At 51.5% G+C, this 24,895-nt stretch carries 26 protein-coding genes and 1 tRNA gene; 9 read left to right on the top strand and 18 right to left on the bottom strand.

Going from position 1 to position 24,895, the window contains the following annotated elements; genetic code table 11:
• Positions 1-17: 17 nt before the first annotated feature.
• The 7 genes from hscB to trmJ all read right to left on the bottom strand — a co-directional run bounded on the left by hscB (position 18) and on the right by trmJ (position 4,997).
• On the bottom strand, positions 18-539 hold the full coding sequence (gene hscB / locus ACZRMO_RS15240; protein ID WP_038848811.1) for a co-chaperone HscB: 522 nt from the start codon (positions 537-539) through the stop codon (positions 18-20).
• An 8-nt stretch (positions 540-547) separates the two neighbouring features.
• Positions 548-871, bottom strand: a complete 324-nt coding sequence (gene iscA / locus ACZRMO_RS15235; RefSeq protein ID WP_003175963.1) for an iron-sulfur cluster assembly protein IscA — start codon at positions 869-871, stop codon at positions 548-550.
• Positions 872-899: 28 nt separating this feature from the next.
• Positions 900-1,286 carry a Fe-S cluster assembly scaffold IscU gene (gene iscU, locus ACZRMO_RS15230; protein ID WP_010565229.1) on the bottom strand — a complete coding sequence of 129 codons (387 nt, stop codon included), beginning with the start codon at positions 1,284-1,286 and terminating at the stop codon, positions 900-902.
• Between the two features lie 99 nt (positions 1,287-1,385).
• The gene (locus ACZRMO_RS15225) at positions 1,386-2,600 is read right to left on the bottom strand and encodes an IscS subfamily cysteine desulfurase (protein ID WP_017736827.1); all 1,215 of its coding nucleotides are present in this window, start codon (positions 2,598-2,600) and stop codon (positions 1,386-1,388) included.
• Between the two features lie 50 nt (positions 2,601-2,650).
• Positions 2,651-3,142, bottom strand: coding sequence for a Fe-S cluster assembly transcriptional regulator IscR (iscR, locus tag ACZRMO_RS15220; RefSeq protein ID WP_003194020.1), 492 nt, complete (start codon positions 3,140-3,142; stop codon positions 2,651-2,653).
• A 299-nt stretch (positions 3,143-3,441) separates the two neighbouring features.
• A complete protein-coding gene (gene cysE / locus ACZRMO_RS15215) occupies positions 3,442-4,224 on the bottom strand; it encodes a serine O-acetyltransferase (RefSeq protein WP_017736828.1) in 783 nt (260 codons plus the stop codon).
• A gap of 2 nt (positions 4,225-4,226) precedes the next feature.
• Positions 4,227-4,997 carry a tRNA (cytosine(32)/uridine(32)-2'-O)-methyltransferase TrmJ gene (gene trmJ / locus ACZRMO_RS15210; protein WP_026136796.1) on the bottom strand — a complete coding sequence of 257 codons (771 nt, stop codon included), beginning with the start codon at positions 4,995-4,997 and terminating at the stop codon, positions 4,227-4,229.
• A 145-nt stretch (positions 4,998-5,142) separates the two neighbouring features.
• On the opposite strand from trmJ, the gene suhB reads away from it, so the two are divergent.
• Positions 5,143-5,958, top strand: coding sequence for a type III secretion system regulator SuhB (suhB, locus tag ACZRMO_RS15205; protein WP_003175971.1), 816 nt, complete (start codon positions 5,143-5,145; stop codon positions 5,956-5,958).
• Between the two features lie 205 nt (positions 5,959-6,163).
• On the opposite strand, the gene ACZRMO_RS15200 is transcribed toward suhB, so the two are convergent.
• The 6 genes from ACZRMO_RS15200 to queA form a co-directional block, all read right to left on the bottom strand.
• Positions 6,164-6,709, bottom strand: coding sequence for a glycine zipper 2TM domain-containing protein (locus tag ACZRMO_RS15200; protein ID WP_463973356.1), 546 nt, complete (start codon positions 6,707-6,709; stop codon positions 6,164-6,166).
• A gap of 123 nt (positions 6,710-6,832) precedes the next feature.
• Entirely contained in the window at positions 6,833-7,747 is a 915-nt protein-coding gene (secF, locus tag ACZRMO_RS15195; RefSeq protein ID WP_463973355.1) for a protein translocase subunit SecF, read from the bottom strand.
• A gap of 9 nt (positions 7,748-7,756) precedes the next feature.
• Positions 7,757-9,625: a protein translocase subunit SecD gene (gene secD, locus ACZRMO_RS15190; RefSeq protein ID WP_207040540.1), complete on the bottom strand. Its 1,869-nt coding sequence runs from the start codon at positions 9,623-9,625 to the stop codon at positions 7,757-7,759.
• A 62-nt stretch (positions 9,626-9,687) separates the two neighbouring features.
• On the bottom strand, positions 9,688-10,026 hold the full coding sequence (yajC, locus tag ACZRMO_RS15185; protein ID WP_003175975.1) for a preprotein translocase subunit YajC: 339 nt from the start codon (positions 10,024-10,026) through the stop codon (positions 9,688-9,690).
• A 43-nt stretch (positions 10,027-10,069) separates the two neighbouring features.
• Positions 10,070-11,185: a tRNA guanosine(34) transglycosylase Tgt gene (gene tgt, locus ACZRMO_RS15180; RefSeq protein WP_003175976.1), complete on the bottom strand. Its 1,116-nt coding sequence runs from the start codon at positions 11,183-11,185 to the stop codon at positions 10,070-10,072.
• Between the two features lie 11 nt (positions 11,186-11,196).
• Positions 11,197-12,240, bottom strand: coding sequence for a tRNA preQ1(34) S-adenosylmethionine ribosyltransferase-isomerase QueA (queA, locus tag ACZRMO_RS15175; protein ID WP_463973354.1), 1,044 nt, complete (start codon positions 12,238-12,240; stop codon positions 11,197-11,199).
• A gap of 108 nt (positions 12,241-12,348) precedes the next feature.
• Between queA and ACZRMO_RS15170 the strand changes: the two genes are divergently transcribed.
• The 3 genes from ACZRMO_RS15170 to ACZRMO_RS15160 all read left to right on the top strand — a co-directional run bounded on the left by ACZRMO_RS15170 (position 12,349) and on the right by ACZRMO_RS15160 (position 15,308).
• Positions 12,349-12,433 (top strand) — tRNA-Leu (locus ACZRMO_RS15170).
• 318 nt (positions 12,434-12,751) lie between these two features.
• Complete coding sequence (locus tag ACZRMO_RS15165; protein WP_463973353.1) at positions 12,752-13,576, top strand: GIY-YIG nuclease family protein; 825 nt, start codon at positions 12,752-12,754, stop codon at positions 13,574-13,576.
• Positions 13,577-13,643: 67 nt separating this feature from the next.
• Positions 13,644-15,308 carry a GmrSD restriction endonuclease domain-containing protein gene (locus tag ACZRMO_RS15160; protein ID WP_463973352.1) on the top strand — a complete coding sequence of 555 codons (1,665 nt, stop codon included), beginning with the start codon at positions 13,644-13,646 and terminating at the stop codon, positions 15,306-15,308.
• Between the two features lie 105 nt (positions 15,309-15,413).
• Here ACZRMO_RS15160 and ACZRMO_RS15155 read toward each other — a convergent pair whose 3' ends face one another.
• From ACZRMO_RS15155 to ACZRMO_RS15140, 4 genes are all read right to left on the bottom strand, one after another.
• A complete protein-coding gene (locus ACZRMO_RS15155; RefSeq protein ID WP_463973351.1) occupies positions 15,414-16,538 on the bottom strand; it encodes a restriction endonuclease in 1,125 nt (374 codons plus the stop codon).
• Between the two features lie 79 nt (positions 16,539-16,617).
• Positions 16,618-17,178: a hypothetical protein gene (locus tag ACZRMO_RS15150; RefSeq protein WP_463973350.1), complete on the bottom strand. Its 561-nt coding sequence runs from the start codon at positions 17,176-17,178 to the stop codon at positions 16,618-16,620.
• Positions 17,179-17,306: 128 nt separating this feature from the next.
• Complete coding sequence (locus tag ACZRMO_RS15145; RefSeq protein WP_463973349.1) at positions 17,307-17,675, bottom strand: histone-like nucleoid-structuring protein, MvaT/MvaU family; 369 nt, start codon at positions 17,673-17,675, stop codon at positions 17,307-17,309.
• A gap of 65 nt (positions 17,676-17,740) precedes the next feature.
• Positions 17,741-18,322, bottom strand: coding sequence for a hypothetical protein (locus tag ACZRMO_RS15140; protein WP_238544265.1), 582 nt, complete (start codon positions 18,320-18,322; stop codon positions 17,741-17,743).
• A 178-nt stretch (positions 18,323-18,500) separates the two neighbouring features.
• Here ACZRMO_RS15140 and ACZRMO_RS15135 point away from each other — a divergent pair, with 178 nt between their 5' ends.
• The 4 genes from ACZRMO_RS15135 to ACZRMO_RS15120 all read left to right on the top strand — a co-directional run bounded on the left by ACZRMO_RS15135 (position 18,501) and on the right by ACZRMO_RS15120 (position 21,640).
• Entirely contained in the window at positions 18,501-19,712 is a 1,212-nt protein-coding gene (locus ACZRMO_RS15135; RefSeq protein ID WP_463973348.1) for a zincin-like metallopeptidase domain-containing protein, read from the top strand.
• Positions 19,709-19,873, top strand: coding sequence for a hypothetical protein (locus ACZRMO_RS15130; protein WP_463973347.1), 165 nt, complete (start codon positions 19,709-19,711; stop codon positions 19,871-19,873). The genes ACZRMO_RS15135 and ACZRMO_RS15130 overlap by 4 nt, the downstream gene beginning before the upstream one ends.
• Positions 19,874-20,176: 303 nt before the next feature.
• Complete coding sequence (locus ACZRMO_RS15125; protein ID WP_160049620.1) at positions 20,177-21,154, top strand: AAA family ATPase; 978 nt, start codon at positions 20,177-20,179, stop codon at positions 21,152-21,154.
• A gap of 27 nt (positions 21,155-21,181) precedes the next feature.
• Positions 21,182-21,640 (top strand): hypothetical protein, encoded by a 459-nt coding sequence (locus tag ACZRMO_RS15120; RefSeq protein WP_152641094.1) that lies wholly within the window; start codon positions 21,182-21,184, stop codon positions 21,638-21,640.
• A 267-nt stretch (positions 21,641-21,907) separates the two neighbouring features.
• On the opposite strand, the gene ACZRMO_RS15115 is transcribed toward ACZRMO_RS15120, so the two are convergent.
• Complete coding sequence (locus tag ACZRMO_RS15115) at positions 21,908-22,381, bottom strand: hypothetical protein (protein ID WP_124399789.1); 474 nt, start codon at positions 22,379-22,381, stop codon at positions 21,908-21,910.
• Positions 22,382-22,690: 309 nt separating this feature from the next.
• On the opposite strand from ACZRMO_RS15115, the gene ACZRMO_RS15110 reads away from it, so the two are divergent.
• Positions 22,691-24,403 carry a DEAD/DEAH box helicase gene (locus ACZRMO_RS15110; protein WP_463973346.1) on the top strand — a complete coding sequence of 571 codons (1,713 nt, stop codon included), beginning with the start codon at positions 22,691-22,693 and terminating at the stop codon, positions 24,401-24,403.
• Positions 24,404-24,895: the final 492 nt, after the last annotated feature.

Below are 24,895 nucleotides of genomic sequence, written 5' to 3'. Positions count from 1 at the left end.
ACGGGCAGCACACTGGGTTAATCGTCGAGGCGCTCTTCTAGCTGGCGCACTTCGTAGGTGAGCTTGTCGAGGAACTGCATGCGCCGCATCAGGCGTTCGGCCTGTTCACGTTGCGCTGCATCATCCCAACAGGCTGCGAAGCTTTCGTTGAGCTCATCCTGGGCCGTTTTCAGACGACGCTTGAAGACTGCGACACCGGCCAGGTCGGCTTCGTCCTGCAAGTCTTCGAGTTCTTCGCGCCACTGCATCTGCTGCATCAGGAAGTCTGGATCGTGAACCGTGACTTCCAAAGGCAACTCTCCACCGTTCATCGCGAGCAGATAACGCGCGCGCTTGGGCGGATTTTTCAGGGTCTGATAAGCCTCGTTGAGGCTGGCCGACTTCTCCAGAGCAACACGTTGCTCGCGCTCGGAGGCGTCAGCAAAGCGGTCTGGATGCACCCCACGCGCCAACTCTCGGTAGCGCGTGGCAAGCTGCTCAAGGTCCAGCCGAAAGCTCGGCTGCAGCTCGAATAAAGCGAAATGACAAGGAGTACCCACGAATAGCCTCAGATGTTGAAGCTTTCGCCGCAGCCACACTCACCGCGTACGTTGGGGTTGTTGAACTTGAAGCCTTCGTTCAACCCTTCCTTGACGAAATCGAGCTCGGTGCCGTCCAGGTAGGTCAGGCTTTTAGGGTCGATGATCACTTTCTCGCCGTGACTTTCGAACACCTGGTCTTCCGCAACCACCTCGTCGACGAACTCCAGCACATAGGCAAGGCCGGAACAGCCCGTGGTGCGTACACCCAGACGAATCCCCTCACCTTTACCGCGCCCATTCAGGGAGCGGCGAATGTGCTGCGCAGCCGCTTCTGTCATGCTGATAGCCATCGTTGACTCCTTACTCGTCGCCAAATGCTTAGATCAAGCCTTTCTTCTGCTTGTAGTCGCGAACGGCCGCCTTGATGGCGTCTTCAGCGAGTACGGAGCAGTGGATTTTCACTGGCGGCAGGGCCAGTTCTTCGGCCAGCTGGGTGTTGCTGATGGTGACAGCCTCATCCAGGGTCTTGCCTTTCATCCATTCGGTCGCCAGGGAGCTGGAGGCGATGGCCGAACCGCAGCCGTAGGTCTTGAACTTGGCGTCTTCGATAACGCCCGCTTCGTTGACCTTGATCTGCAGGCGCATCACATCGCCGCACGCCGGGGCGCCGACCATGCCGGTGCCGACATCTGGGTCTTCCGCGTCCATCTTGCCGACGTTACGCGGGTTTTCGTAGTGGTCGATGACCTTTTCGCTGTAAGCCATGGTACTGAATCCTCACTCATCAGGGCCGCTCTGGAACCCTGTAGACACGCCTGCGTTTTCCGCCACGTGCCTACAGAGCTGGGGTGGCGGCTTCTATATTTAGTGTGCCGCCCACTCGATCTTGGAAATATCGACACCGTCTTTGTACATGTCCCACAGTGGCGACAGAACGCGCAGCTTGTTAACGGCTTCGCAGACTTTCTGCGCGGCGTAGTCAACTTGCTCTTCGGTGGTGAAACGGCCGAACGTAAAGCGGATCGAGCTGTGTGCCAGTTCGTCGTTGCGGCCCAGGGCGCGCAGCACGTAGGACGGCTCAAGGGACGCCGAGGTGCAGGCCGAACCAGACGAAACCGCCAGGTCCTTGAGCGCCATGATCAGCGACTCGCCTTCGACGTAGTTGAAGCTCAAATTCAGGTTGTGCGGTACACGGGCGGTCATGCTGCCGTTGATGTACAGCTCTTCAAGGTTCTCGACCTGCTTGTAGAAGCGGTCGCTCAGAGCCTTGATACGAATATTTTCGGCAGCCATGTCTTCCTTGGCTACGCGGAAGGCTTCGCCCATGCCCACGATCTGGTGGGTCGCCAGGGTGCCCGAACGCATGCCGCGCTCGTGACCGCCGCCGTGCATGGTGGCTTCGATGCGCACGCGCGGCTTGCGGCTCACGTACAGCGCGCCGATGCCTTTAGGGCCGTAGGTCTTGTGGGCAGAGAACGACATCAGGTCGACTTTCAGCTTCGACAGGTCGATATCGACCTTGCCAGTGGACTGAGCAGCGTCGACATGCAGCAGGATGCCCTTGGAACGGGTCAGCTCGCCGATGGCCGCGATGTCGTTGATGGTGCCGATTTCGTTGTTCACGTGGATCACGGAAACCAGGATGGTGTCTTCACGCAGCGCGGCTTCGATCATGGCCGGGGTGACGATACCGTCGGTGGTCGGCTCGAGGTAGGTCACCTCGAAACCTTCACGCTCCAGTTGGCGCATGGTGTCGAGGACAGCCTTGTGCTCAATCTTGGTGGTGATCAGGTGCTTGCCTTTGGTCGCATAGAAATGCGCCGCGCCCTTGATTGCCAGGTTGTCGGATTCGGTAGCACCGGAGGTCCAGACGATTTCGCGTGGATCGGCGTTAACCAGATCGGCGACTTGGCGACGAGCGTTCTCGACCGCTTCCTCGGCTTTCCAGCCAAACACGTGGGAACGGGAGGCCGGGTTGCCGAAGTTTCCGTCAACCAGCAGGCATTCGCTCATCTTTTGCGCGACACGCGGATCAACCGGGGTGGTCGCAGAGTAATCAAGGTAAATCGGCAATTTCATGGACTTTCTCCTAAATCAGGCTGGCTGGCGTGCCGTTAGCTCTTCGGCTGTCACTCGACGGCGGACGCTTCAATCTTGTCCAGACGCGGCGCCTTGGTGTTGCAACGGCGCTGGTCCTGACGCTGGGCTACTTCTTGCACCTCACGGCGAGTCACAAGATCAGCCAAGCTGATACCACTCAAAAACTCATGGATCTGCAGGCTCAAGTCACACCACAGGTGGTGTGTCAGGCAGGTGTCGCCGGCGTGGCAATCACCCAGGCCCTGGCACTTGGTGGCATCGACGGATTCGTTGACCGCATCGATCACCTGGGCGACCTGGATGCCTTGCATGTCGCGGGACAGCTGATAGCCACCCCCTGGCCCACGCACGCTGGAAACCAAATTGCTGCGGCGCAGCTTGGCGAACAGTTGCTCAAGGTAGGACAGGGAAATGCCTTGGCGCTCGGAGATATCGGCCAGGGACACCGGCCCAGTTTGCGCGTGCAAAGCCAAGTCGAGCATGGCAGTCACCGCGTATCGGCCTTTTGTAGTCAGTCTCATGGACAAGTACCAAGGTGTTTCAGAATGGGAGCGAGTATGCGATTCCCGAGTATTTAAGTCAACTATAAGACCTAGTACTTTAGTCAGGATTACCCGTAAAAAGGGCGCGCGAATCATAGCAGGATGGGGTGGGGAGGAACAGCGGGAAGGCTGCAGGATTGGGACAGGGAGACCAATGGAGATCAAATGTGGGAGCTGGCTTGCCTGCGATAGCAGTCTGCCAGCCACCTCTTGGGTTACTGGCCTACCGCCATCGCAGGCAAGCCAGCTCCCACAGGGTTATGTATCGGCCTTTGGAACTAACCAGCCTTGGTAGCCGCTTCGTCCTTGATTTCGGCGAAGTCTTCTTCGCGCAACTCAGGCAGATCTTTCGCACAGTAAGGACTACCCAGGTCTTTCAACGCGCCGCACATACCATCCAGCTTGCCGTCGACCGCTTGCAGATGATCGAGCAACTGGCCAATGGCACGCGCCACAGGGTCGGGCATGTCTTCGCTGACGCCGTAGGCATCGAAGCCGATCTTCTCGGCCATGGCCTTGCGCTTGGCTTCCTGCTCGTCGCCGACTTCGGGCTTGACGATAATCCGCCCAGGAATGCCGACCACCGTTGCGCCAGGCGGCACGGCCTTGGTCACCACGGCATTGGACCCCACCTTGGCACCTGCACCGACCGTGAACGGACCGAGCACCTTGGCGCCCGCCCCCACCACCACGCCATCCCCCAGCGTCGGGTGGCGCTTGCCTTTGTTCCAGCTGGTACCGCCAAGGGTTACGCCCTGATAGAGCGTTACGTCGTCGCCAATTTCGGCAGTCTCGCCGATCACGATGCCCATGCCATGGTCGATAAAGAAGCGGCGCCCGACTTTGGCGCCCGGATGGATCTCGATCCCGGTCATCCAGCGGCCAAAGTTCGACACCAGCCGCGCCAGCCATTTCCAGCCCATGCCCCACAGGGCGCCAGACAGGCGGTGAATCCAGATGGCGTGCATGCCCGGGTAGCAGGTCAGCACTTCAAAGGCGTTGCGCGCCGCCGGGTCACGATGGAAAACACTCTGGATATCTTCTCGCAGACGCTCGAACATTTTTAATCCTTCCGCTTTAGAAGCTCGCCACGGGCCGCTTTCTGGGTTTCCGTGAGGATGCCACGCAATATATTCATTTCAGCCCGGCTGACCGAGCTACGCCCGTACAAGCGACGCAGGCGCGCCATCAAGTGCCGTGGTTTTTCAGGATCGAGGAACTCGATGGCCACCAGGGTTTGCTCCAGGTGCTCATAGAAGCGCTCCAGCTCGTCCATGGTGGCCAGCTCGCCACTTTTGGTCGAAGCCACTTCGTCCTTTTCCACTTTGCTTGGCTGGCCTTCGGCGGCCAGCCAGGCCATGCGCACTTCGTACGTCAATACCTGCACCGCTGCCCCGAGGTTCAGCGAGCTGAACTCAGGGTCTGATGGAATGTGCACGTGGTAATGACATCGCTGCAGCTCGTCGTTGGTGAGGCCGGAGTCTTCACGGCCGAACACCAAGGCGATTTCAGCGCCACCAGCGGCTTCCTCCACCACTTTGGTGCCGCACTCACGCGGATCCAGCAGCGGCCAGGGAATGCGACGGTCGCGGGCGCTGGTGCCCAGCACCAGGTTGCAGCCGACCAACGCATCTTCCAAGGTGGCAACAACTTGGGCTTTTTCCAGGATGTCATTGGCGCCGGACGCGCGGGCATCGGCCTCGTGATGCGGGAACACGCGTGGTTCGACCAGCACCAGGCGCGTCAGCCCCATGTTTTTCATGGCTCGCGCCACCCCACCGATATTGCCGGGATGACTGGTATTGACCAAGACGACACGAATGTTTTGCAGCAAGGGAGGCGCTCTCGGACACGGGAAAGGGGAGCAAATCTTACAGAACCGCCTAAGGTTATGCCATGAAAGCTAACGTCGTCCTTCACCTGAAGAAAGTTTCTGCTAGAATGCTCGGCTTTCTTTAACAACCTTAGGTGACACATCCATGCAGCCCATGCTGAATATCGCGCTGCGCGCCGCCCGCAGCGCCAGTGAATTGATCTTCCGCTCCATCGAGCGCCTGGATACCATCAAGGTCGACGAAAAAGACGCCAAGGATTATGTATCCGAGGTGGATCGCGCCGCCGAACAGAAAATCATCGACGCGCTGCGCAAGGCCTACCCGACCCACGGCATCCTCGGCGAGGAAACCGGCCTGCACAAAGGCAGCGGCGAAGGCGAAGACTACCTGTGGATCATCGACCCACTGGATGGCACCACCAACTTCCTGCGCGGCATCCCGCACTTTGCCGTGAGCATCGCGTGCAAATACCGCGGTCGCCTGGAACACGCCGTTGTTCTGGACCCGGTTCGCCAGGAAGAATTCACCGCCAGCCGTGGCCGTGGCGCCCAGCTGAATGGTCGCCGCCTGCGCGTGAGCGGTCGCACCAGCCTGGACGGCGCCCTGCTGGGTACTGGCTTCCCGTTCCGTGACGACCAGATGGACAATCTGGAAAACTACCTGGGCATGTTCCGCGCCCTGGTTGGCCAGACTGCTGGCATCCGTCGCGCTGGCGCAGCTAGCCTGGACCTGGCTTACGTTGCCGCCGGTCGGTTTGATGCGTTCTGGGAATCGGGCCTGTCCGAGTGGGACATGGCTGCAGGCGCCCTGCTGATCCAGGAAGCAGGCGGTTTGGTGAGCGACTTCACCGGCGGTCACGACTTCCTTGAAAAAGGCCACGTGGTTGCCGGCAACACCAAATGCTTCAAGGCAGTACTGACGGCGATCCAGCCGCACCTGCCGGCTTCGCTGAAGCGTTAAGCGAGCGAGCACAAAAAAAGCACCCTTCGGGGTGCTTTTTTTATGCCTGGGATTTGGGTTATGCCGCATTTTCCGCCACAGCACATACCGAATGCGGGAGCGGGCTTGCTCGCGAAAGCGCTGGGCCAGCCGCCTAATACATTGACTGTCACACCGCCTTCGCGAGCAAGCCCGCTCCCACATTTTGAATTGCGTCTGCCTGCGATTATTGCGGCTGGTTCTGACCGAGAATCAGGCGACCTTCTTTATCGACCGGAATCTGGCTACCAGGGTCACGCTCCATACGCACGGAGCCTTCCTTGCCATCCAGGTTGTAACGCACGTCATAACCGACAACCTTATCGCTGATGTCGTTCACAGTGTTACAACGGGTTTGCGTGGTGGTGTAGGTATCACGGTTCTGCATGCCTTCCTGAACCTTGTTACCAGCATAACCACCACCCACCGCACCGGCTACCGTCGCCAGCTTCTTGCCATTACCGCCACCCACCTGGTTGCCCAGCAGGCCACCGGCCAGCGCACCGACCACGGTACCGACGATTTGATGCTGATCCTGCACCGGCTTCTGCCGGGTCACGGCGACGTCCTTGCAGACTTCCCGTGGCGTCTTGATCTGGGTTTTCACCGGCTGTACTGCCAGCACTTGCGCATACTCAGGGCCGCTTTTTACCAGGCTATAGGTGGCAAAAGCACCCCCGGCAGTCACACCGACAGCACCCAATACCGCACCCACCAGCAACGACTTGTTCACATGAACCTCCTGACCATCACAAACGGGCGGAAACGTCCGCGCTATACCCAGCCTTGGAGCAAAAAAAAAGGCACGAGTTCAATACTCGTGCCTTTCTTGTAACAGCCGATCAACAACGCCCCATCAAGGGCGGTCGTCGACCTCCTTGCCGGTAGCAGCAGGAGGGATCAGGTCTTCGCCGTTGAGGTTCAGCCAGATCAGCACCACGTTGGCGATGTAGATCGACGAGTAGGTACCCGCCAGAACACCAATGAACAGCGCCAGGGAGAAGCCCCACAGGTTGTCGCCACCAAAGATCATCAGCGCAGCAATCGCCAGCAAGGTGGAGATCGACGTCGCCATGGTCCGCAGCAAGGTCTGGGTGGTGGAGATATTGATGTTCTCGATCAACGACGCCTTGCGCAGTACACGGAAGTTCTCACGAACCCGGTCGAATACCACGATGGTGTCGTTGAGCGAGTAACCAATGATCGCCAGCACGGCCGCCAATACGGTCAGGTCGAAGGTGATCTGGAAGTACGCCAGGATACCCACGGTGACGATCACGTCGTGGATCAGCGAAACAATCGCGCCGACGCCGAACTTCCACTGAAAGCGGAACGCCAGGTAGATCATGATGCCAACCAGCGCCATCAGCATGCCAAGGCCGCCTTGGTCGCGCAGCTCTTCACCCACTTGCGGGCCCACGAACTCGACACGCTTGACCGACGCCGGGTTGTCGCCGCCGACCTTCTGCAAGGCCTCGGCTACCTGGTGACCCAGTTGCGGGTCTTCGCCCGGCATACGCACCAGCAGGTCGGTGGTTGCACCGAAGCTCTGCACGATGGCTTCGTGATAGCCGGCCTTGACCAGCTCGTTGCGCACCAGGGTAACGTCGGCAGGCTTCTCGTAGGTCAGCTCGATGAGCGTACCGCCGGTGAAATCCAGACCGTAGTTCAAGCCCTTATGGAACCAGCTGAACAACGCCAGAACGGTAAGGAGCACAGTGACGCCGAACGCAACGTTGCGAACGCCCATGAAGTTGATTGTACGTAACATGGCAGCCCCTTAAATCCACAACTTCTTGAAGTCACGCCCGCCATAAATCAGGTTGACCATTGCGCGGGTCACCATGATGGCCGTGAACATCGAGGTAAAGATACCGAGGGACATGGTTACCGCAAAACCCTTAACCGGGCCGGTACCCATGGCGAAGAGAATCCCGCCGACCAGCAAGGTGGTCAGGTTGGAGTCGAGAATCGCGGTAAATGCCCGGCCGAAGCCTTCGTTGATTGCACGCTGTACGGTCATGCCGTTGGCGATCTCTTCACGGATCCGCGAGAAGATCAGTACGTTGGCGTCTACGGCCATACCCATGGTGAGTACGATACCGGCGATACCTGGCAGGGTCAGCGTAGCACCGAGCAGCGACATCAGAGCCAGCAGCATCACCATGTTGCCCGCGAGGGCCACGGTGGCGATGATGCCGAAGAAGCGGTAGATGGCGATGATGAACAGGGACACGAACAGCATGCCCCACAAAGCTGCGTCGATACCTTTGGTGATGTTGTCAGCACCCAGACTCGGGCCGATGGTGCGTTCTTCAGCGAAGTACATGGGAGCGGCCAGGCCACCAGCACGCAGCAGCAGTGCCAACTCGGACGACTCGCCCTGGCCGTTCAGGCCAGTGATGCGGAATTGAGCACCCAGCGGCGACTGGATGGTCGCCAGGCTGATGATCTTTTTCTCTTCCTTGAAGGACTGCACCGGCACGTCTTTCTCGACGCCGTTGACGATCTGCTTGGTGTAGGTGGTCACCGGGCGTTGCTCGATGAAGATCACCGCCATGCTGCGACCGACGTTGCTGCGCGTGGCGCGGCTCATCAGTTCGCCGCCATGGCCATCCAGACGGATGTTCACTTCAGGGGTACCGTGCTCGCCAAAACCGGCCTTGGCATCGGTCACCTGGTCACCCGTGATGATCAAGCTGCGCTCGATCAGTGCAGGCGGACGGTTGCCTTCGCGGAATTCGAATTCCTCAGAGGTCGCCTTGGAAGCACCCGGCTCAGCCGCGAGGCGGAACTCCAGGTTGGCAGTCTTGCCCAGGATACGCTTGGCTTCAGCGGTGTCCTGCACACCCGGCAGCTCAACCACGATGCGGTTGGCACCCTGGCGCTGAACGATCGGTTCGGCCACACCCAGCTCGTTGACGCGGTTACGTACCGTGGTCAAGTTCTGCTTGATCGAGTATTCGCGGATTTCCGCCAGCTTGGCCGGGGTCATCGCCAGACGCAGTACAGGTTGACCGTTGAGGTCGGCCGGTACGATGTCGAAATCGGTGAAGTTCTTGCGGATCAGCGCACGAGCCTGTTCGCGGGAAGCTTCATCAGAGAAGCCCAGCTGAATGGCACCGTTGAGCTGCGGCAGGCTGCGATAACGCAACTTCTCTTTGCGCAGCAGGCTCTTCACGTCGCCTTCGTAGACTTTCAGGCGCGCGTCGAGGGCTTTGTCCATGTCGACTTCCAGCAGGAAGTGCACACCACCGGACAAGTCCAGACCCAGCTTCATCGGGTGCGCGCCAATGCTGCGCAGCCATTTTGGCGTGGTCTGTGCCAGGTTGAGCGCGACAACGTAGTCGTCACCCATGGCCTTGCGCACGACATCCTTGGCCGGCAGTTGGTCTTCTTGCTTGGTCAGGCGCAACAAGCCGCCCTTCGCATCAGCCGCCAACGTTGCCGCCTTGACCTGGATACCCGCGTCGGTGAGCGCTTTGCTCGCGCGTTCCAGATCAGCCTGATTGACCTGCAGCGAAGTGCTGGCGCCAGTGATCTGGATCGCCGGGTCATCAGGATAGAGATTGGGAGCGGAATAAATAAAACCGATCGCCAGCACCGCCAGGATCAGTACGTATTTCCACAGAGGGTATTTGTTCAGCATCACGCCGCCCGCTTATGACGCGGGGCGCCTTGCGCGCCCCGTCGATTGGTAAAGGTTGTTGCTCAGATCGCTTTCAGCGTGCCTTTTGGCAGCGTGGCGGCGATGGCGCCCTTCTGGAACTTCATTTCTACGGTGTCGGAGACTTCCAGCACGACGAAAGCGTCGGAAACCTTGGTGATCTTGCCGGCGATGCCGCCAGTGGTCACGACTTCGTCACCTTTCTGCAGGCTGCCCAGCAGGTTTTTCTGCTCTTTGGCGCGCTTGGCCTGTGGACGCCAGATCATCAGGTAGAAGATGACCAGGAAGCCGACCAGGAAAATCCACTCGAAACCACCGCCCATAGGACCGGCAGCAGCAGGCGCAGCGGCGTCAGCCATGGCGTTAGAGATAAAAAAGCTCATTTAGCACTCCAGTTGCAAATAGTGAATCTTAGGGTCGGAAAACTCAGTCCAAGGGCGGCACAGGAAGCCCGCGCTTGGCATAGAAGGCATCGACGAAGGCGGCCAATGTACCCTGTTGAATAGCCTCGCGCAAACCAGCCATCAGGACTTGGTAGTGACGCAAATTGTGGATGGTATTCAACATGCTACCCAGCATTTCCCCACACTTGTCCAGATGGTGCAGATAAGCACGGGAGAAGTTCTGGCAGGTGTAGCAATCACAGGTGGGATCCAGCGGCGAATCATCATGGCGATGGAACGCGTTACGGATCTTCAGCACGCCTGTATCAATGAACAGATGCCCATTGCGGGCATTACGGGTTGGCATCACGCAATCGAACATGTCCACACCGCGGCGCACACCCTCTACGAGATCTTCCGGTTTGCCAACGCCCATAAGGTAACGAGGTTTGTCAGCCGGCATCAGGCCCGGCAGGTAATCCAGCACCTTGATCATCTCGTGCTTGGGCTCACCCACCGACAAACCGCCGATGGCCAGGCCGTCAAAGCCGATTTTGTCGAGACCTTCCAGCGAACGTTTGCGCAGGCTTTCATGCATGCCGCCCTGGACGATGCCGAACAGCGCCGCGGTGTTGTCGCCGTGGGCGTTCTTCGAGCGCTGGGCCCAACGCAGGGACAACTCCATGGAGATCCGCGCGACGTCTTCATCGGCCGGGTACGGCGTGCATTCGTCGAAGATCATCACGATGTCGGAACCCAGGTCGCGCTGCACCTGCATCGATTCTTCCGGGCCCATGAACACTTTGGAACCGTCCACCGGCGAGGCGAAGGTCACGCCCTCTTCCTTGATCTTGCGCATGGCGCCCAGGCTGAACACCTGGAAACCACCGGAGTCGGTGAGGATCGGGCCTTGCCACTTCATGAAGTCATGCAGGTCGCCATGCTTCTTGATGACTTCCGTGCCCGGGCGCAGCCACAGGTGAAAGGTGTTGCCGAGGATGATTTCGGCGCCGGTAGCGACGATATCACGTGGCAGCATGCCCTTGACGGTACCGTAGGTGCCAACCGGCATGAACGCCGGGGTCTCCACGGTGCCGCGCGGGAAGGTCAAGCGGCCGCGACGGGCTTTACCGTCAGTGGCGAGCAATTCAAACGACATACGACTCATAGTTATTCCTCTGGGCCGCGTGGCGCCGGGTTACGGGTGATGAACATCGCATCACCGTAGCTGAAAAAACGGTACTCGTTGGCGATGGCGGCTTGGTAGGCGGCCATAGTTTCCGGGTAACCGGCAAATGCCGAGACCAGCATCAACAGCGTGGATTCGGGCAAATGGAAGTTGGTGACCAGGCAGTCCACCACATGGAATGGACGGCCCGGGAAGATAAAGATGTCGGTGTCGCCACTGAACGGCTTGAGCACGCCATCACGTGCTGCACTCTCCAGGGAGCGTACGCTGGTGGTACCTACAGCGACGACTCGTCCGCCACGGGCCTTGCAGGCCGCCACGGCATCGACGACTTCCTGGCTGACTTCCAGCCACTCGCTGTGCATGTGGTGGTCTTCAATGTTATCCACACGCACCGGCTGAAACGTGCCGGCCCCCACGTGCAGGGTGACATAGGCGGTCTCGACGCCCTTGGCGGCGATCGCATCCAGCAGCGGCTGGTCGAAATGCAGGCCGGCCGTTGGTGCTGCTACTGCACCGAGGCGCTGGGAGTAAACCGTCTGATAGCGCTCGCGGTCCGAGTCTTCGTCGGGACGGTCGATGTAGGGCGGCAACGGCATATGGCCGACACGCTCCAGCAGCGGCAGGACCTCTTCAGCGAACTTGAGCACGAACAGTGCGTCATGGCGAGCGACCATCTCGGCTTCACCACCGCCATCGATCAAGATCGAGGAACCCGGCTTCGGCGATTTGCTGGAGCGTACATGGGCCAGCACGCGATGGCTGTCCAGCACGCGCTCCACCAGGATTTCCAGCTTGCCGCCGGAAGCTTTCTGGCCAAACAGCCGCGCCGGAATCACCCGGGTATTGTTGAACACCATCAGATCGCCAGGGCGCAAATGCTCAAGCAAATCAGTGAATTGACGGTGTGCGAGGGCACCGCTGGGCCCGTCCAGGGTCAGCAGTCGACTGGCGCGACGCTCGGCCAAAGGGTGGCGAGCGATCAGCGAATCAGGGAGCTCAAAAGTAAAGTCAGCAACGCGCATGATGGAGTTCGTCTAGCAGGGCCGGGAAGTCTAGCGGAAATAGTGAAAATTGACCATGAAAGGTGATTGACCAACGGTAATCTCATCTCTATACTTCGCCGCCATTGAGCCCTGATGGCGGAATTGGTAGACGCGGCGGATTCAAAATCCGTTTTCGAAAGGAGTGGGAGTTCGAGTCTCCCTCGGGGCACCAAGATTTTCCTTTAAAATCAAGCACTTACCAGCTTACGGTTTTAAAGTTTTGGAAGTGATATTTGGAAGTGTTTTTGGAACTTCCAAATCAAAGAACCCGGCCTACGCGCCGGGTTTTTTATTGCTCAAAAATCGCTCAAAGCCACAGCCTGCAAGGGTTCCTCTGGTCCATGCCCCTCCCCTCAAAATTATCAGGCTGAAAACGCCTTTTCTGCTTTTCCAGAGCTTCCACTCCTAGCAACCCCTGAAGGCACATCTTCCCGCGCAGCGGAATGCATCAAATGCTAGATTCTCGAATCGTCCGAGGATTTCTACCAACATGCTCATGCAGCTCCTGACCAGCCTCTTGCCTACCCTCACACCCGATAACACCAAGATCCATTTGGCACAGCACAACGGGATCGAACACCCAATGGACGTGTACCTGGCTGGGGACTTTGATGAGTGGCAGTCGTGGCAGTCGAGGAAGAATTTCGAGTGCCGATACGTCATCGGCCTTGTTGAGATTCCAGAGTCCAAGAAATGGCTCCTAGCTGGGATCTACGATTCGTTGAAGGTGAAAGAGGTACGCCAAGGCAAGGTCAATCGTGACTACGTTTACGAATACCGCCGTGTGACAGAGTTCGAAGAGCTGGCGGGGCGACTGGTCCTGGAGTACAAAAAACCAAGGGCCAACTACCTGTACCTCAAGACATGCATGTCCACGATGAAGCTGTCCGAAATCCTAGAAAAGAAAATGACCGTGGGGGGATTCCCCGGCTTCAAGGATGTAGACATTAGCTTCCAAGAATTGAAAATCATCGCCAGGGAAGGGATCGTGTCGTGGCAGACTGCTTTGAGCAGCGTTGCAGGCGTTTACCTGATATCCGACCGCACCGAGGGTGAACACCAGCTATATGTAGGCTCTGCCACGGGCACAGGTGGCTTGTGGGATCGTTGGGTGACTTACTCAAAGAATGGGCATGGCGGTAACACCCGAATACGTGACCTTCACCTGAAACGGGGTGAGTCGTTTTCTGAACATTTCAGGTTCAGCATCTTAGAAATTGCCGATAAGCACACTGGCGCTGACGAGATGAAGGATAAGGAAATTCACTGGAAAAAGAGATTATTGACTCGTGACAGTGGATTGAATGGCAACTGACTAGAATACAAAACCTTAAAAAATCATTCATTACTATTGTGAAAGCAATACTTATAAGGAAATATACATGGCAGTTAAAAGCAAGGTAATCCAGGCAGAACCTCAATTTCTTCTACGACCGGAAAACGCCGTCAAAAAATATGAAGCGCTTTTCCTTGAAATTGATTCTGGCCAAATTAAACTGCCAATGTTTCAACGTGAATTTGTTTGGGATAAAGAACAAAGTGCCAAACTAATCGACAGCATTCTCAAAGGCTATCCAATCGGCACGTTCATCTTATGGAAGACCAAGGATACCTTGCGGTCCGTAAAAGACATTGGCAACCATAAATTACCAGATACGCCTAAAGGCGACTACGCGCAATACATACTGGACGGTCAGCAACGCATCACCTCCCTATATGCTATTCGCAAGGGCATTCGCATAACCAAAGACAAAAAGGAAATTGATTACAAAGATATTTATGTAAATCTTGATTACGATCCTTTGACCGACGAACAGATAGTAACGAGCCAGCAAGAGGAGGACAAGATTTATGTTTCTGTACATGACCTCCTAACCTCGGACGCATTAGACTTCATTGAAGATATCGGAAAAGAAAAAGCTAAGAAATTTCAAGAGTACAAAACTAATTTAACAACATATGACTTTGCAACGATCACTATCAAAGACTATCCAATTGAAATTGCTTGTGACGTATTTGCCCGGATAAATACAGGCGGTAAACCGCTGACCTTATTTGAAATCATGGTAGCTATAACCTACGATGAAGCTAGGGGGTTTGACCTTGCTTTGAAGTATGAAGAGTTAATTTATGGTAGCGATGAGGTTTCAAAGAGTTTAGTCAGAGCAAAATTTGAAACGATTCCTGCAGCTACAGTGCTTCAGGCTGTCGCAGCCATTGCAGTAGGTAGTATCCGCGCTAAAGATATTTTAAAAATTGGACGTGAGAAGTTCATTACGAATTGGGACCCAATGGTTTCGTCAATGTTTTCAGCGGTTGATTTCATCAGAACAACTCTACATGTTCCAGTATCCCAACTTCTCCCCTATTCCTCATTACTAGTTCCGCTAACTTATTTCTTTTACAAAAATGACAACAAGCGTCCAACTGAAACACAGTCAAAGTTACTGAAGCAATTTTTCTACTGGGTCGGATTGAACTGGCGTTATAGTGGCTCAACCGAAACCAAAATAGCGGAAGACCTGAAAAAAATTGCTCAAATATTAAAGGAGCGCAAACCTAAATACCCAGGGGATGAGCTTACAGTATCTGCTGAAGACATTGCTGAAACCTGGTTCTCTGCGGGTAATTCATACATTAAAACTATACTTTGTTTACTCGCCTCTCAAAAGCCGAAAAACCTTGACGATAACAGCGACGTGATATTGGATAACTCAAACCTGAAAATTGCGTCCAGTAGAAACTACCATCACTTTTTCCCCAAGGCTTTCGTTAATAAAAATTTCAAAGAGAGCGAGCCAAATTTGGTTGCCAACATCACTCTGATTGATTCGGCTTCAAATAATAAGATTCGTGCAAAGGCACCAAGCTTGTATGTGGGAGAATTCGAAGGTACTAATTCAAAACTATCAGCAACATTGAAGTCGCACTTTATTGGTAGCCCAAAAACCTACGGCGTGCTTGATGATGACTATGACAAGTTTATTGACAAACGATCTGCCGCGATTGCTGCTGCTCTCAATGAAGCGCTAAATCCAGAGCTATAGAGCACATAAGGAAGCTGATGCTGGCAGTTGCAAACTGCAAGCACAGCTTCCTAATACCTTTTGGCTCTTTCATCACCATTACGTTCAACATACTGAGTACCTTCACTAAGCAATATCAGATGCATCGATGTTGAACAATTCAACTCTCAATTTTTTTGCCATTTCGGTAGCAGCATTAGTAAAGCCGTTAACTGAAAAAACCGCAAAACGGGTGCATTCATAGTATGCGGCACCAGAATACACTTGCATGACCGCATCAGGTCCAACGGGAGTAGCGTATTTCTTACATTGGATTGCAATTTTTTCTGTGTTTGAAATAGCTATTAAATCGACTCCAAAATCACCCGAAGCGGGCGTGGTGGAAACGGAGTATCCAAAACCTCTATAAAGTTTCTCTACGTGGCTTTCAAAACCCATGCCAACTTGAAGCGTGGAGGGTTGATAGGTTTCCAGAGTTTCCGTCGTATTCATCGCGGTATAAACAACTGCCCCCCACCATATCAAGCTATGCGGATAGTCATAACCAAAATTCTTTTTGAGAATTCTATATATTTTTGCGTAATCAATCTCGCCATTGATGTATGTTATTTTCTGCGAAGAAAAAGCGTTTCTTATCAAGTCAATTTGATTGTATATTTTTACAAAAGCGGACTCAAACCTACTGACCTCAAGACTTAAAGTGGTGAGTCTAGATATAAATTCATTGACTGCTTCTAAACCACCACTAAATCGAAGTCCATTTGCGATTTCAGCAAAAAGCTCCAGCGCATTCGGCTGGATGAGACGCAAACCGGGTCCATTCTCAACAAATTTTAAAAACCCGTGGATTTCGACCGATGCTAAATCCTGATATCGTTCCTGATTAAGTGGTTCGCCTACGTTCCGATCTTTTGCGTTCTCAGCAACTAAATGCGCAGACCACCATTTATTATTAAGATTACTGTCATCAGACCTACCCTCTTCGGTGAGAAGGTCGATTTCATGCTTAAGATCATCTGCTATTTTTTGGTAGTGAGCTTGCTCATGATAAATATCCGAATCACGAAGCCCTTTAATTTGAATGTCTAATGAATCACGGACAGAATTTAGATAGCTACCAATCCCTTTTAAATGATGAAGCTGTATTTCTCCCGTCCTTTTAAATTCCTCATCCATGAGTTTAGATAAATAAAATGGATCAAGAATCACTGCACATGAATTTCTGTTGCCTAGCCCGGTTTCATACGCCATTTTATTTTCCTTCGAATTCATGGTCATTTCGATATCTACAACAGGTGACGATACGTTGCCGTTCAAATATCAAATTCACCTAAAAGCCAGATCCTGAAGGTGGTGCTGAACCCGCCACTTCTTTAGCTAGGGATTTATGCGTGTATGTCAGGCATAGGTACTTGACGTTCCCACACGGGGCCTCAAGCGTGATAGCGGAATCCGGCTTGTTCCAGCTCAGAGTAGTAGCCTTGATTTCTTGCCCTAGTCCGTTGGTTGCAGTTGAAACGACCGATTTGCCAGCTCCCCATTTTTGGGTAAGCCCCGACTCAGCAATAGGATAATTTCTACGGTCGGCCATGAGCATAATCATGTAAAGGCGAAGCTCCCCGCTTTTGTCTTTGTCGAAGTGGTAGTCGCCCAATGCAGGACCATAGATTTGCCCAAATGGATCATCACCAACGCGGTGACAAACAAGCTTGCCCGCTCTCTGGTCGCACCAACCGGCTTTGCCGTCAGGGGTCAACTTTCCATTGATTACGGGAAGAGCTTGAAACTCAGTGAGCTTCATTCCCAACACAGCACCATTGAAGTCGTATTCTTGGGCTTGAGAGGCAGCGCAGAAAAAAATCCATAGAAAAGCCGCTGTGGCCTTGTTCATCCTTGTCGTACCCCTGTTCAAACGCAATAAGAATGGGATAGTACACCCATTTACGCCATCATAGATTTAGGGGCAGAAGGAGAACAGGTGAAGCACATGCCGCCGTTGCGGCGGCATGATAGCTGGTGTTACTTACTCAACCACGACTCAACGGTGTCAGCCCCAAACTCGCTTTTCCACTCTTTCAACTGCTTGTGGTTGCCACCTTTAGTTTCGATGGTTTCGCCAGTGTGAGGATTCTTGTAGACCTTCACAACTCGCTCACGGCGAGTAGCTTTGATAGGTGCCAGGGCTGCACCTTTACGGTTGAGCGAAGCTGGATCGAGGATTGCGATCACGTCGCGCAGGCTTTTGCCATATTGGCCAAGAAGGTTGCGCAGCTTCTCTTCAAATTTTATCTCTTCAGCTAGACCAGCATCACCTTTCAGTGCTTCCAACTGAGCCATTTGTTCGGCTAGGTGTTTTTCTAGCTGACGGAATTCTGCAAGCTTCGACATTGTGCATACCTAATAAATTGGTTGTGATTTGATGATACATGAAATCATTCAAATCGGAAAATTGGTCAATCCATCTTCACAAGAAAAGGTTTGGATTTAGCCACAATATCAAATTTCTTAGCCTTTTCATTCCACAAGACAACGCCGTCATTCTGCATCATGTCAGGGCTACCAGCTTTGTAGTAACGCAAATCACTCATGAAAATTGCATTGCTGTTTTGCCTGTGAGCAACCCCACCATTAGCTGGGGCAAGAGCATCTGACTCGCTTGGAAACTGCATAGGTGCTTTGTATAGCTTCCCATCGTTCACATCAACGAAGACCGTGGCTTGGCATCCCGTGCCGCAACCATAAGTAGCGACCACAAAGTGCCCAGCAAAATCGGCTTTCTTGCCAACGGTGCCTTCGATGGATTCTTTGATACGCCATTGGCCTGCCAGGGCTTTGTTACTCGACCAATCGACTTTAGCTAGTGGCTTGGAAGAGACAGATGACGCCGGGTATTTTTCAAAGGTGAATCGGTCATCTGCGTGGCTTGCAGAAGCTACGCACATGGCAAGAACGACAGCAGTCAAAATCCTTTTCATTTGAATCACTCGATGTTGGTTAGAGGCAAAACCATAGCTCCAGTCTGCTGGATCAATCAAGATCGTTCCAAGAAATATTTTAGAACCTTACGAAACCCGGCAGATATAGCTTAAAAATTGCTTTTCCCTGCAATGCCCAACAGTTCGTCTAGACACAGTGCCCCTGCCTTTATTTCGCGTAGCGAATGCCTTCTAAAAATGAAATGGTAAAATCAGTCATATAACAACCAGAAACAAAATGGCAGTAGCTAAACGAAAATCATACAAAGAAAAAAAGGAGTACATCGACAACAGTAAAGAGAAGCTGGAAGGATTCCTTGCGGATAAGGTCGATAGCATCCACGCAATGCTCCAGACAGAAAATCCAGACGTGCCTGTTTGGAACTCCCCTTGCTTCAAAATCCGATACCTGAATCCCGTGTCAGGAACAGTCTACAACCTCGAAAACTCCATGCTTCTGTCCATGCTAGGGAAAGAGAAAGGCTTTGAACTGCCCTACTACCTCACAGCGAAACAGGGCTACGACGCTGGCCTGTCAAACAAGGGCGAGAAGGGAGACTTCGTTGTTCACCACTTCGGCATGCAGATCGGCTTTGTAAAAGACGGCGAAAAGCCAGGTACTGGGGGTAACGATGACCAGGAGCCCAATGGGGAAGGCAAAGCCATCTATAGACGTGCTTCAAAGCTATCCCCTGTCTTCAACCTGCAGCAATTTACAGGCGAGCTACCCGAGAAGATAAAAGCGCAGATGGCGCAACGCGCCAAGATCCCAACACCAGCCGAAGTACAGACGGTGCTTCAGTCAATCATGGATACGATGCCCACACCGCTCAAAAGGCACGCAGGGGCGGAACACAGCAATTACTTCTCACCAATTGAAGACACCATCTACATGGCCCCGTCTGGCTACTTCAAGAGCGACCTCCACGAGCTATCGACGCTTCTCCACGAAGTCAGCCACTCATACGGCGTAGTAAGCCGCAAAAACCGTGAAAGCCTCGCAAAATATGCAGAAAGCGATGAACACCGAGCTTATGAAGAATTGGTAGCAAATCTCTCAGCACAAGGTGTCATCAAGCACCTGAACTTCAACCTCACAGACGGTATGCGCGAACAGTTAGACGATGCCTTTTTCAAGAACCACCAGACCTACGATGTGGGTTGGGCCTTGAAGGGCTTGAGAGACAAGCCTGATCAGGTATTCAAAGCTGCCGCAGACGCAGACCGCACAGCGAACGAGATCATCTACAAGCTAGAGAACGACCTCAAAGCCAAGTACGACCTAGACCCTACCCTGCCTGTTTCTGACTTCATCAAACAGCGCCTATCGCGGGCTGATACGGATTCAACGCCACAGGTGAAGGCGCCGACCATAAGCCCTAGAGATTCAGCGGTAGAGACTCCTACACCCCAAGAACAACAACAAAAGAAGAGGACATTGAAAATATGAATAATTTCGAGAAAAACAGAAAACAAGCTATTGAAGATCTGATCGATGGAGACGAAGAGCTAACGGAGCTTTACGAGCAAGGAATGCTGGCAGAGGAATGTTTTGTAGAGGAATCCAAGCACGAAGCCGTTCTAGATTCATTACCAGAAAGGATTTACTAAGGAGATAAATTATGATCCTAGAATTAAAACAGGAAGAGATTCCTGTTTTTTTGGTTTTGATATCCGCAAATTAGTAAACGTAAGGTTTTGATATCCCTTCAGTCTAAAAACCATGGATCAATCATTTTACTGAAGCCAAAAATTAATTCATGATCCACCACGTTATTAAGCACTTCATAAACACTTATGAAGCACCTCATAAGTATTTCATAACTATTTATGAAATATTTCACACTAACGGCTTGTTTTCTTTTTTCAAATGTTATTATTTTAAAAACAAACCAAAACTAAAGGAATTTAATCATGAACCAACCAGCTAAAATTTTGGCCTTAATCAGTCATAAAAGCATTACTAAAACCACGACCATTTCAAATCTCAGCCACTCCTTGGCGCTTCAAGGTTATCGCACGCTGATTATCGACACTGATGGCGTTCCAGCTATTCAAATGCATATCGAGCAGAACAAAGAAGTAACAGAAAAACGCATTATCAAAAACAAAGCCAAGGTGGAATTGCTTAAAAATAAAGGTAGAGCTATAAACCAGTCCTTGCTGGATCAACTTGAGTACGATGAATTCGCACTTGAAAACCGTCCTATCGTTATTGCCCGCAGCCTTTATGAGCTTGACGCACAATTTGATGTGATCAAACGTGACTACGCTCACTTCGACTTTATTATTGTAGATGTTCCAGCCAAGGTTCTCGACTCGAAAAACAATCCAATCAAGGAAATTAAAAGGCTCATCAGCTTCAGTGATTTGGTGATTACACCTTACAAGGGCGACACGCAGAACGCAGTGACTGCTGTTACCGTGTCGGGAATCATTGAGGATTTGAAATACGACGCTGTGAGCCTAGGCGGAAAATTCACCACAAAGGTACGCTCTCTGTTGGCTTTCGATCCAGCACGCATCAAGGCAAACTCCAAAGAGGTCAGCGCTAACCTCACCTTGACGGATACATCCACGACTGCAGCAAGACTTGCCCGTAATGCAGAACGTAAAGCCTTGAAGGAAATCGACCGTAAGAACCAAATTGATGCAGACATTAGGGCATTCGGTGATGCGTTTGGTGAACACCAGAAGCCGTTGGAAGCACCTTTGATTTTCCGCTCGATATACCCTAACCAATTCAACAAAGGGCAGACCATTTATAACGCCACGACTGAATCGGCCAAAATTGCCCAAGCTGAATTCAATCTTGTGGTGAAAGCGATTCTTGAAGCCATTGATGAAACATCAGTGGTCGCCACTGCCCAAAACGAATCAATCACAAACTAACTCACAAACTAAAAGGAGATAACAATCATGACATTTGACTTACAAGCAGCAAAAGCCCGTGCAGAAGCTAAAAGAGCGGAAGCACCTACTACACCACCAGAATCTGAAATCACTTTGGTAGAGACAACTCCAAAATCACCAGAACAGATTCAAGCAGAAATCGAGCAAGCAGCCGCTGAAAAAGCTATCCACGATCAAAAGGTCTTGGCTTTCAAAATCGACCAAGCTTTGAAGGAACACAAAGCCCTGCCAGAAGGCAACAAATTGAGCGTGCGCAGCTTCGCGTTCACAGACAAGACCGATAGCGCTATCAAGGCTTTCGAGTCCATCACCAACAACAAGCGCTATGGCAAAGGGTACGTGAGCAGTTCAGTCAGCGTTGACGTTGAGCGCATGTGCATTCTGCGCTTGAAGGCTCTGACAGACCCTCTTCTGAAATCCTACCTGGATGACGTAGACGCAGAATTCAGACGCACCATCGACTGATAGAGACTCAAAAAACCCAAGCCCCTTAACCGGGGCTTTTTTTCGCCTGGACGTTCATAATCACCAATCTGAACTGGATCTGATCTACATCATAAGCACTTCATAAATACTTATGAAACAGCTCTAAAGTGGTTAATAAATCCTTATGAACCATTTCACATTGGTTTCATCAACAGCTCAGAAACAGCTCATAGCCATTTGCTCAATGCTTATGAAGAGCCTCATAGGGGTTTCACATCTACTTCATAAATGTATCAGAAACAGATTTTAGCGTTTACCGCTACCGTAACTCCCAGGTAGCCGCGCCCAGGAATCAAGCATGTCTATTTTCTTGGGGCTCTTCTTACCCTTCTCGACCGGCTTGGTGTCGTGGACTAGCTTTTTCGCGGGCAAAGCAATCTTGAATTTCCTTGCCGCGAACTCTTCAAGACTTACCTTCCAGCTCATGCGCTCGTTCGGCGGATTCCCACTGCGAGCAAAGACAGCTCCGTTCGGTCCCATCTTGCTCAACAACCCAAGCCGTTCACAAACCCAACCTGACACGAACAATTTGTAGTCGCGGGTATCGAAGACCTCAACCAAAGCTACGAATAGCGTGTAGTCACGGTGCTTGGTCGCGTGGTCAATGCAGTGCGCTATTGCCTGACTGTACAAACTAGATAGCAGGATCTTCTTCTCATCCAGCAAAGGGCGAAGCTCGTTTTTGTTGAGTGTCACCAACAGCTTGTACGACTCCTTCATCACCCACCCTCTCCTTTTCAACCGTGGAAACCGCCTATTAGCGCTCAAGCATAGGCGCTCTGTGTTGAATTCTGGTCTTTTTTGCGTGGCATTGCCCTGCCAATTTAAACACAGGACGTGTGCGGAATCCTAACCAAGCCGTATCCAACCCGTAAAAACCCAATAATTTAAGAACCACTTAATAAGTATTTCATAACCACTTATGAAGTAATTCATATCTACTTCATAAACATTTATTAAATAAATTCACTAACAGCAAATTTGGAGAAATCAAGATGATATAATTTCAATACAACAAACAATAATAAAATGTTAAACCTACACTACGAGAACAACACTTACATATGCAAAACAATTTATGACTTAAAAGATTATCCAAAATCGGCTGGATTCAACTGGAGCAAACCGCTTACCGCATGGGTTACGCCCAGCTTCGTAAACGTATTGAACCTTATAGAATCCCTAAACGAAAGCGAAGAAGGATACACAACAACCCCTGACTTTGATTACCAATCAGATATTGCAGAAACAGAATTAAACAAGAGACTCGCGGCTTCCAGTAAAACATCTTCCCAATTCGTAGTGCCCGCTCCAATTGGTCTACATTACCTTCCATACCAAAAGGCTGGTATTGAATATGCTGTCGCAAAAGGTAATGCATTAATCGCTGACGAAATGGGGCTAGGTAAAACGATACAAGCGATTGGAGTTATTAATTATCAAAATGCCAAAAAGATACTTATAGTTTGCCCAGCAACTTTGAAATCGAATTGGAAACGCGAATTACAAAAATGGTTAGTAAATCCTGAACTCTCAAAATCAGCATCTGTATTGACCAGCAAGTCAATAATAGATACCCACAGAGAATATGCTGCAGATGTAATCAACTACGATATTCTAGGAAAGCAGATTAATTCACTTACAGCTCAGAATTATGACTATATAATCTTTGATGAAAGCCACTACTTAAAAAACCCAAAAGCAAATAGAACCATTTCTGCCCTTTCTATACCATGCAAAAACTTTATAGCTCTTACAGGAACACCTTTCCTCAATAATCCTTATGAAATATTCACGATAGCCAACAAGCTAGCTCCAGAGTCATTCAAGTCTTATGGCTCATTTGGCTATAGATATTGTTCTGGCATATTTGACACGAAGATAGCACCTCACTTCTTAATAAACCTAAACGAATTACAAACCAAGCTTAAAGAAGCCGGAATGATTCGTCGCTTGAAAAAGGATGTGTTAGCGGAATTACCGGACAAGATACACAGTGTTGTGCCAATGCCTTGCGACCATGCTTCATTGAAGATTGCTATTAAAGGCGAAATGGCCGTAGTTGAAAAAGCTCACAAGCTGTACGAAGGCATCATCAAGACGATGAGTAAATATGACCCTTCGCACAAGGTCTACCGTGCAGCAGCAAAAGATTTAGCCGATCTCAGAGGTAATTTCCTTTCGCAGCTTATGCTTGTCAGGAAGATTAGCGCCGTTGCCAAGGCACCACTTGTTGCTGAGTACATCATTGAGGCTGTGGAATCCCAAGGCAAGGTGGTCTTTTTCGCTCATCACCAGGACGTGCTGGATCTCATTGAATCCACTTTGCATAAAGCTGGCTTGAAGACTGTAAGGATTGATGGAAAGGTGCCTACAGCACGCCGTCAGGAGCTTGTAGATGAATTCCAAAATGGTGATGCACAAGTCTTCATTGGTAGCATCAAGGCTTGTGCAGAAGGAATCACCCTTACCGCCGCTTCTACCGTTATGTTTGGAGAAATGGATTGGACCCCGGCTAAGATGGTTCAGTGTGAAGATAGATGCCATAGGATTGGGCAGAAGGACACTGTGAACGTGGTTAACCTTGTGATTGAGAATTCAATTGACGATTTTTTATCCAGCATCCTTCACAACAAAAATATAGTAATTAGTAAATTGTTGGATGAAGGTGACGATCAAGAAGCCGAGTATATTTCCTATGATTTGTTCGACTTATTCAAGCATTTCGGGTTATCCAAGTAATCTACAAGCATTTCAAAAGCCAGGTATTGGTAACAGCATCTGGCTTTTTTGCCTGCATTCATAGCTATATTTTTTAGACCACACTCGAAATATTAAATACTTCATAAGCACTTCATAACCATTTCATAAGTAATTATGAATATTTTCGCTAATGGCAAATAAGGCAAAACCAAAATGGTATAATTAGACTAAACAAACAATTACCATTATGAACAACTCATGCAAACTGATTCTACCCATCCAAAACGGATTAATATTACCAAGCCAAAATTTGATTATTCCCAATGAACAAGGTTTGATTCTGCCTAAACCGCCTATAAATGCTTTGTTGGATTTTTACTGTACTTCCCTGCCCACGAGCGCACTCAATAAATTACCAACGTTCAAAACCAGATAAGTCTCACCTCTACGGCAAAGCCGTAATGCACCTCGAAAAATCATCCCCAATAAAAAAGCCACTGAAGAGTGGCCTTTTCATATCACAACATTTGT

Source organism: Pseudomonas sp. B611 (genome assembly GCF_055407965.1).
This window is presented reverse-complemented; position numbering and strand designations above follow the sequence as displayed.

Excerpts from the sequence above, each read along its gene's own strand:
- iscA (WP_003175963.1), bottom strand. The coding sequence starts at position 871 with ATGGCTATCAGCATGACAGAAGCGGCTGCGCAGCACATTCGCCGCTCC.
- iscU (WP_010565229.1), bottom strand. The coding sequence starts at position 1,286 with ATGGCTTACAGCGAAAAGGTCATCGACCACTACGAAAACCCGCGTAAC.
- ACZRMO_RS15225 (WP_017736827.1), bottom strand. The coding sequence starts at position 2,600 with ATGAAATTGCCGATTTACCTTGATTACTCTGCGACCACCCCGGTTGAT.
- iscR (WP_003194020.1), bottom strand. The coding sequence starts at position 3,142 with ATGAGACTGACTACAAAAGGCCGATACGCGGTGACTGCCATGCTCGAC.
- cysE (WP_017736828.1), bottom strand. The coding sequence starts at position 4,224 with ATGTTCGAGCGTCTGCGAGAAGATATCCAGAGTGTTTTCCATCGTGAC.
- suhB (WP_003175971.1), top strand. The coding sequence starts at position 5,143 with ATGCAGCCCATGCTGAATATCGCGCTGCGCGCCGCCCGCAGCGCCAGT.
- secF (WP_463973355.1), bottom strand. The coding sequence starts at position 7,747 with ATGTTACGTACAATCAACTTCATGGGCGTTCGCAACGTTGCGTTCGGC.
- secD (WP_207040540.1), bottom strand. The coding sequence starts at position 9,625 with ATGCTGAACAAATACCCTCTGTGGAAATACGTACTGATCCTGGCGGTG.
- yajC (WP_003175975.1), bottom strand. The coding sequence starts at position 10,026 with ATGAGCTTTTTTATCTCTAACGCCATGGCTGACGCCGCTGCGCCTGCT.
- tgt (WP_003175976.1), bottom strand. The coding sequence starts at position 11,185 with ATGTCGTTTGAATTGCTCGCCACTGACGGTAAAGCCCGTCGCGGCCGC.
- queA (WP_463973354.1), bottom strand. The coding sequence starts at position 12,240 with ATGCGCGTTGCTGACTTTACTTTTGAGCTCCCTGATTCGCTGATCGCT.
- ACZRMO_RS15165 (WP_463973353.1), top strand. The coding sequence starts at position 12,752 with ATGCTCATGCAGCTCCTGACCAGCCTCTTGCCTACCCTCACACCCGAT.
- ACZRMO_RS15160 (WP_463973352.1), top strand. The coding sequence starts at position 13,644 with ATGGCAGTTAAAAGCAAGGTAATCCAGGCAGAACCTCAATTTCTTCTA.
- ACZRMO_RS15155 (WP_463973351.1), bottom strand. The coding sequence starts at position 16,538 with ATGGCGTATGAAACCGGGCTAGGCAACAGAAATTCATGTGCAGTGATT.
- ACZRMO_RS15150 (WP_463973350.1), bottom strand. The coding sequence starts at position 17,178 with ATGAACAAGGCCACAGCGGCTTTTCTATGGATTTTTTTCTGCGCTGCC.
- ACZRMO_RS15145 (WP_463973349.1), bottom strand. The coding sequence starts at position 17,675 with ATGTCGAAGCTTGCAGAATTCCGTCAGCTAGAAAAACACCTAGCCGAA.
- ACZRMO_RS15135 (WP_463973348.1), top strand. The coding sequence starts at position 18,501 with ATGGCAGTAGCTAAACGAAAATCATACAAAGAAAAAAAGGAGTACATC.
- ACZRMO_RS15130 (WP_463973347.1), top strand. The coding sequence starts at position 19,709 with ATGAATAATTTCGAGAAAAACAGAAAACAAGCTATTGAAGATCTGATC.
- ACZRMO_RS15125 (WP_160049620.1), top strand. The coding sequence starts at position 20,177 with ATGAACCAACCAGCTAAAATTTTGGCCTTAATCAGTCATAAAAGCATT.
- ACZRMO_RS15120 (WP_152641094.1), top strand. The coding sequence starts at position 21,182 with ATGACATTTGACTTACAAGCAGCAAAAGCCCGTGCAGAAGCTAAAAGA.
- ACZRMO_RS15115 (WP_124399789.1), bottom strand. The coding sequence starts at position 22,381 with ATGAAGGAGTCGTACAAGCTGTTGGTGACACTCAACAAAAACGAGCTT.
- ACZRMO_RS15110 (WP_463973346.1), top strand. The coding sequence starts at position 22,691 with ATGTTAAACCTACACTACGAGAACAACACTTACATATGCAAAACAATT.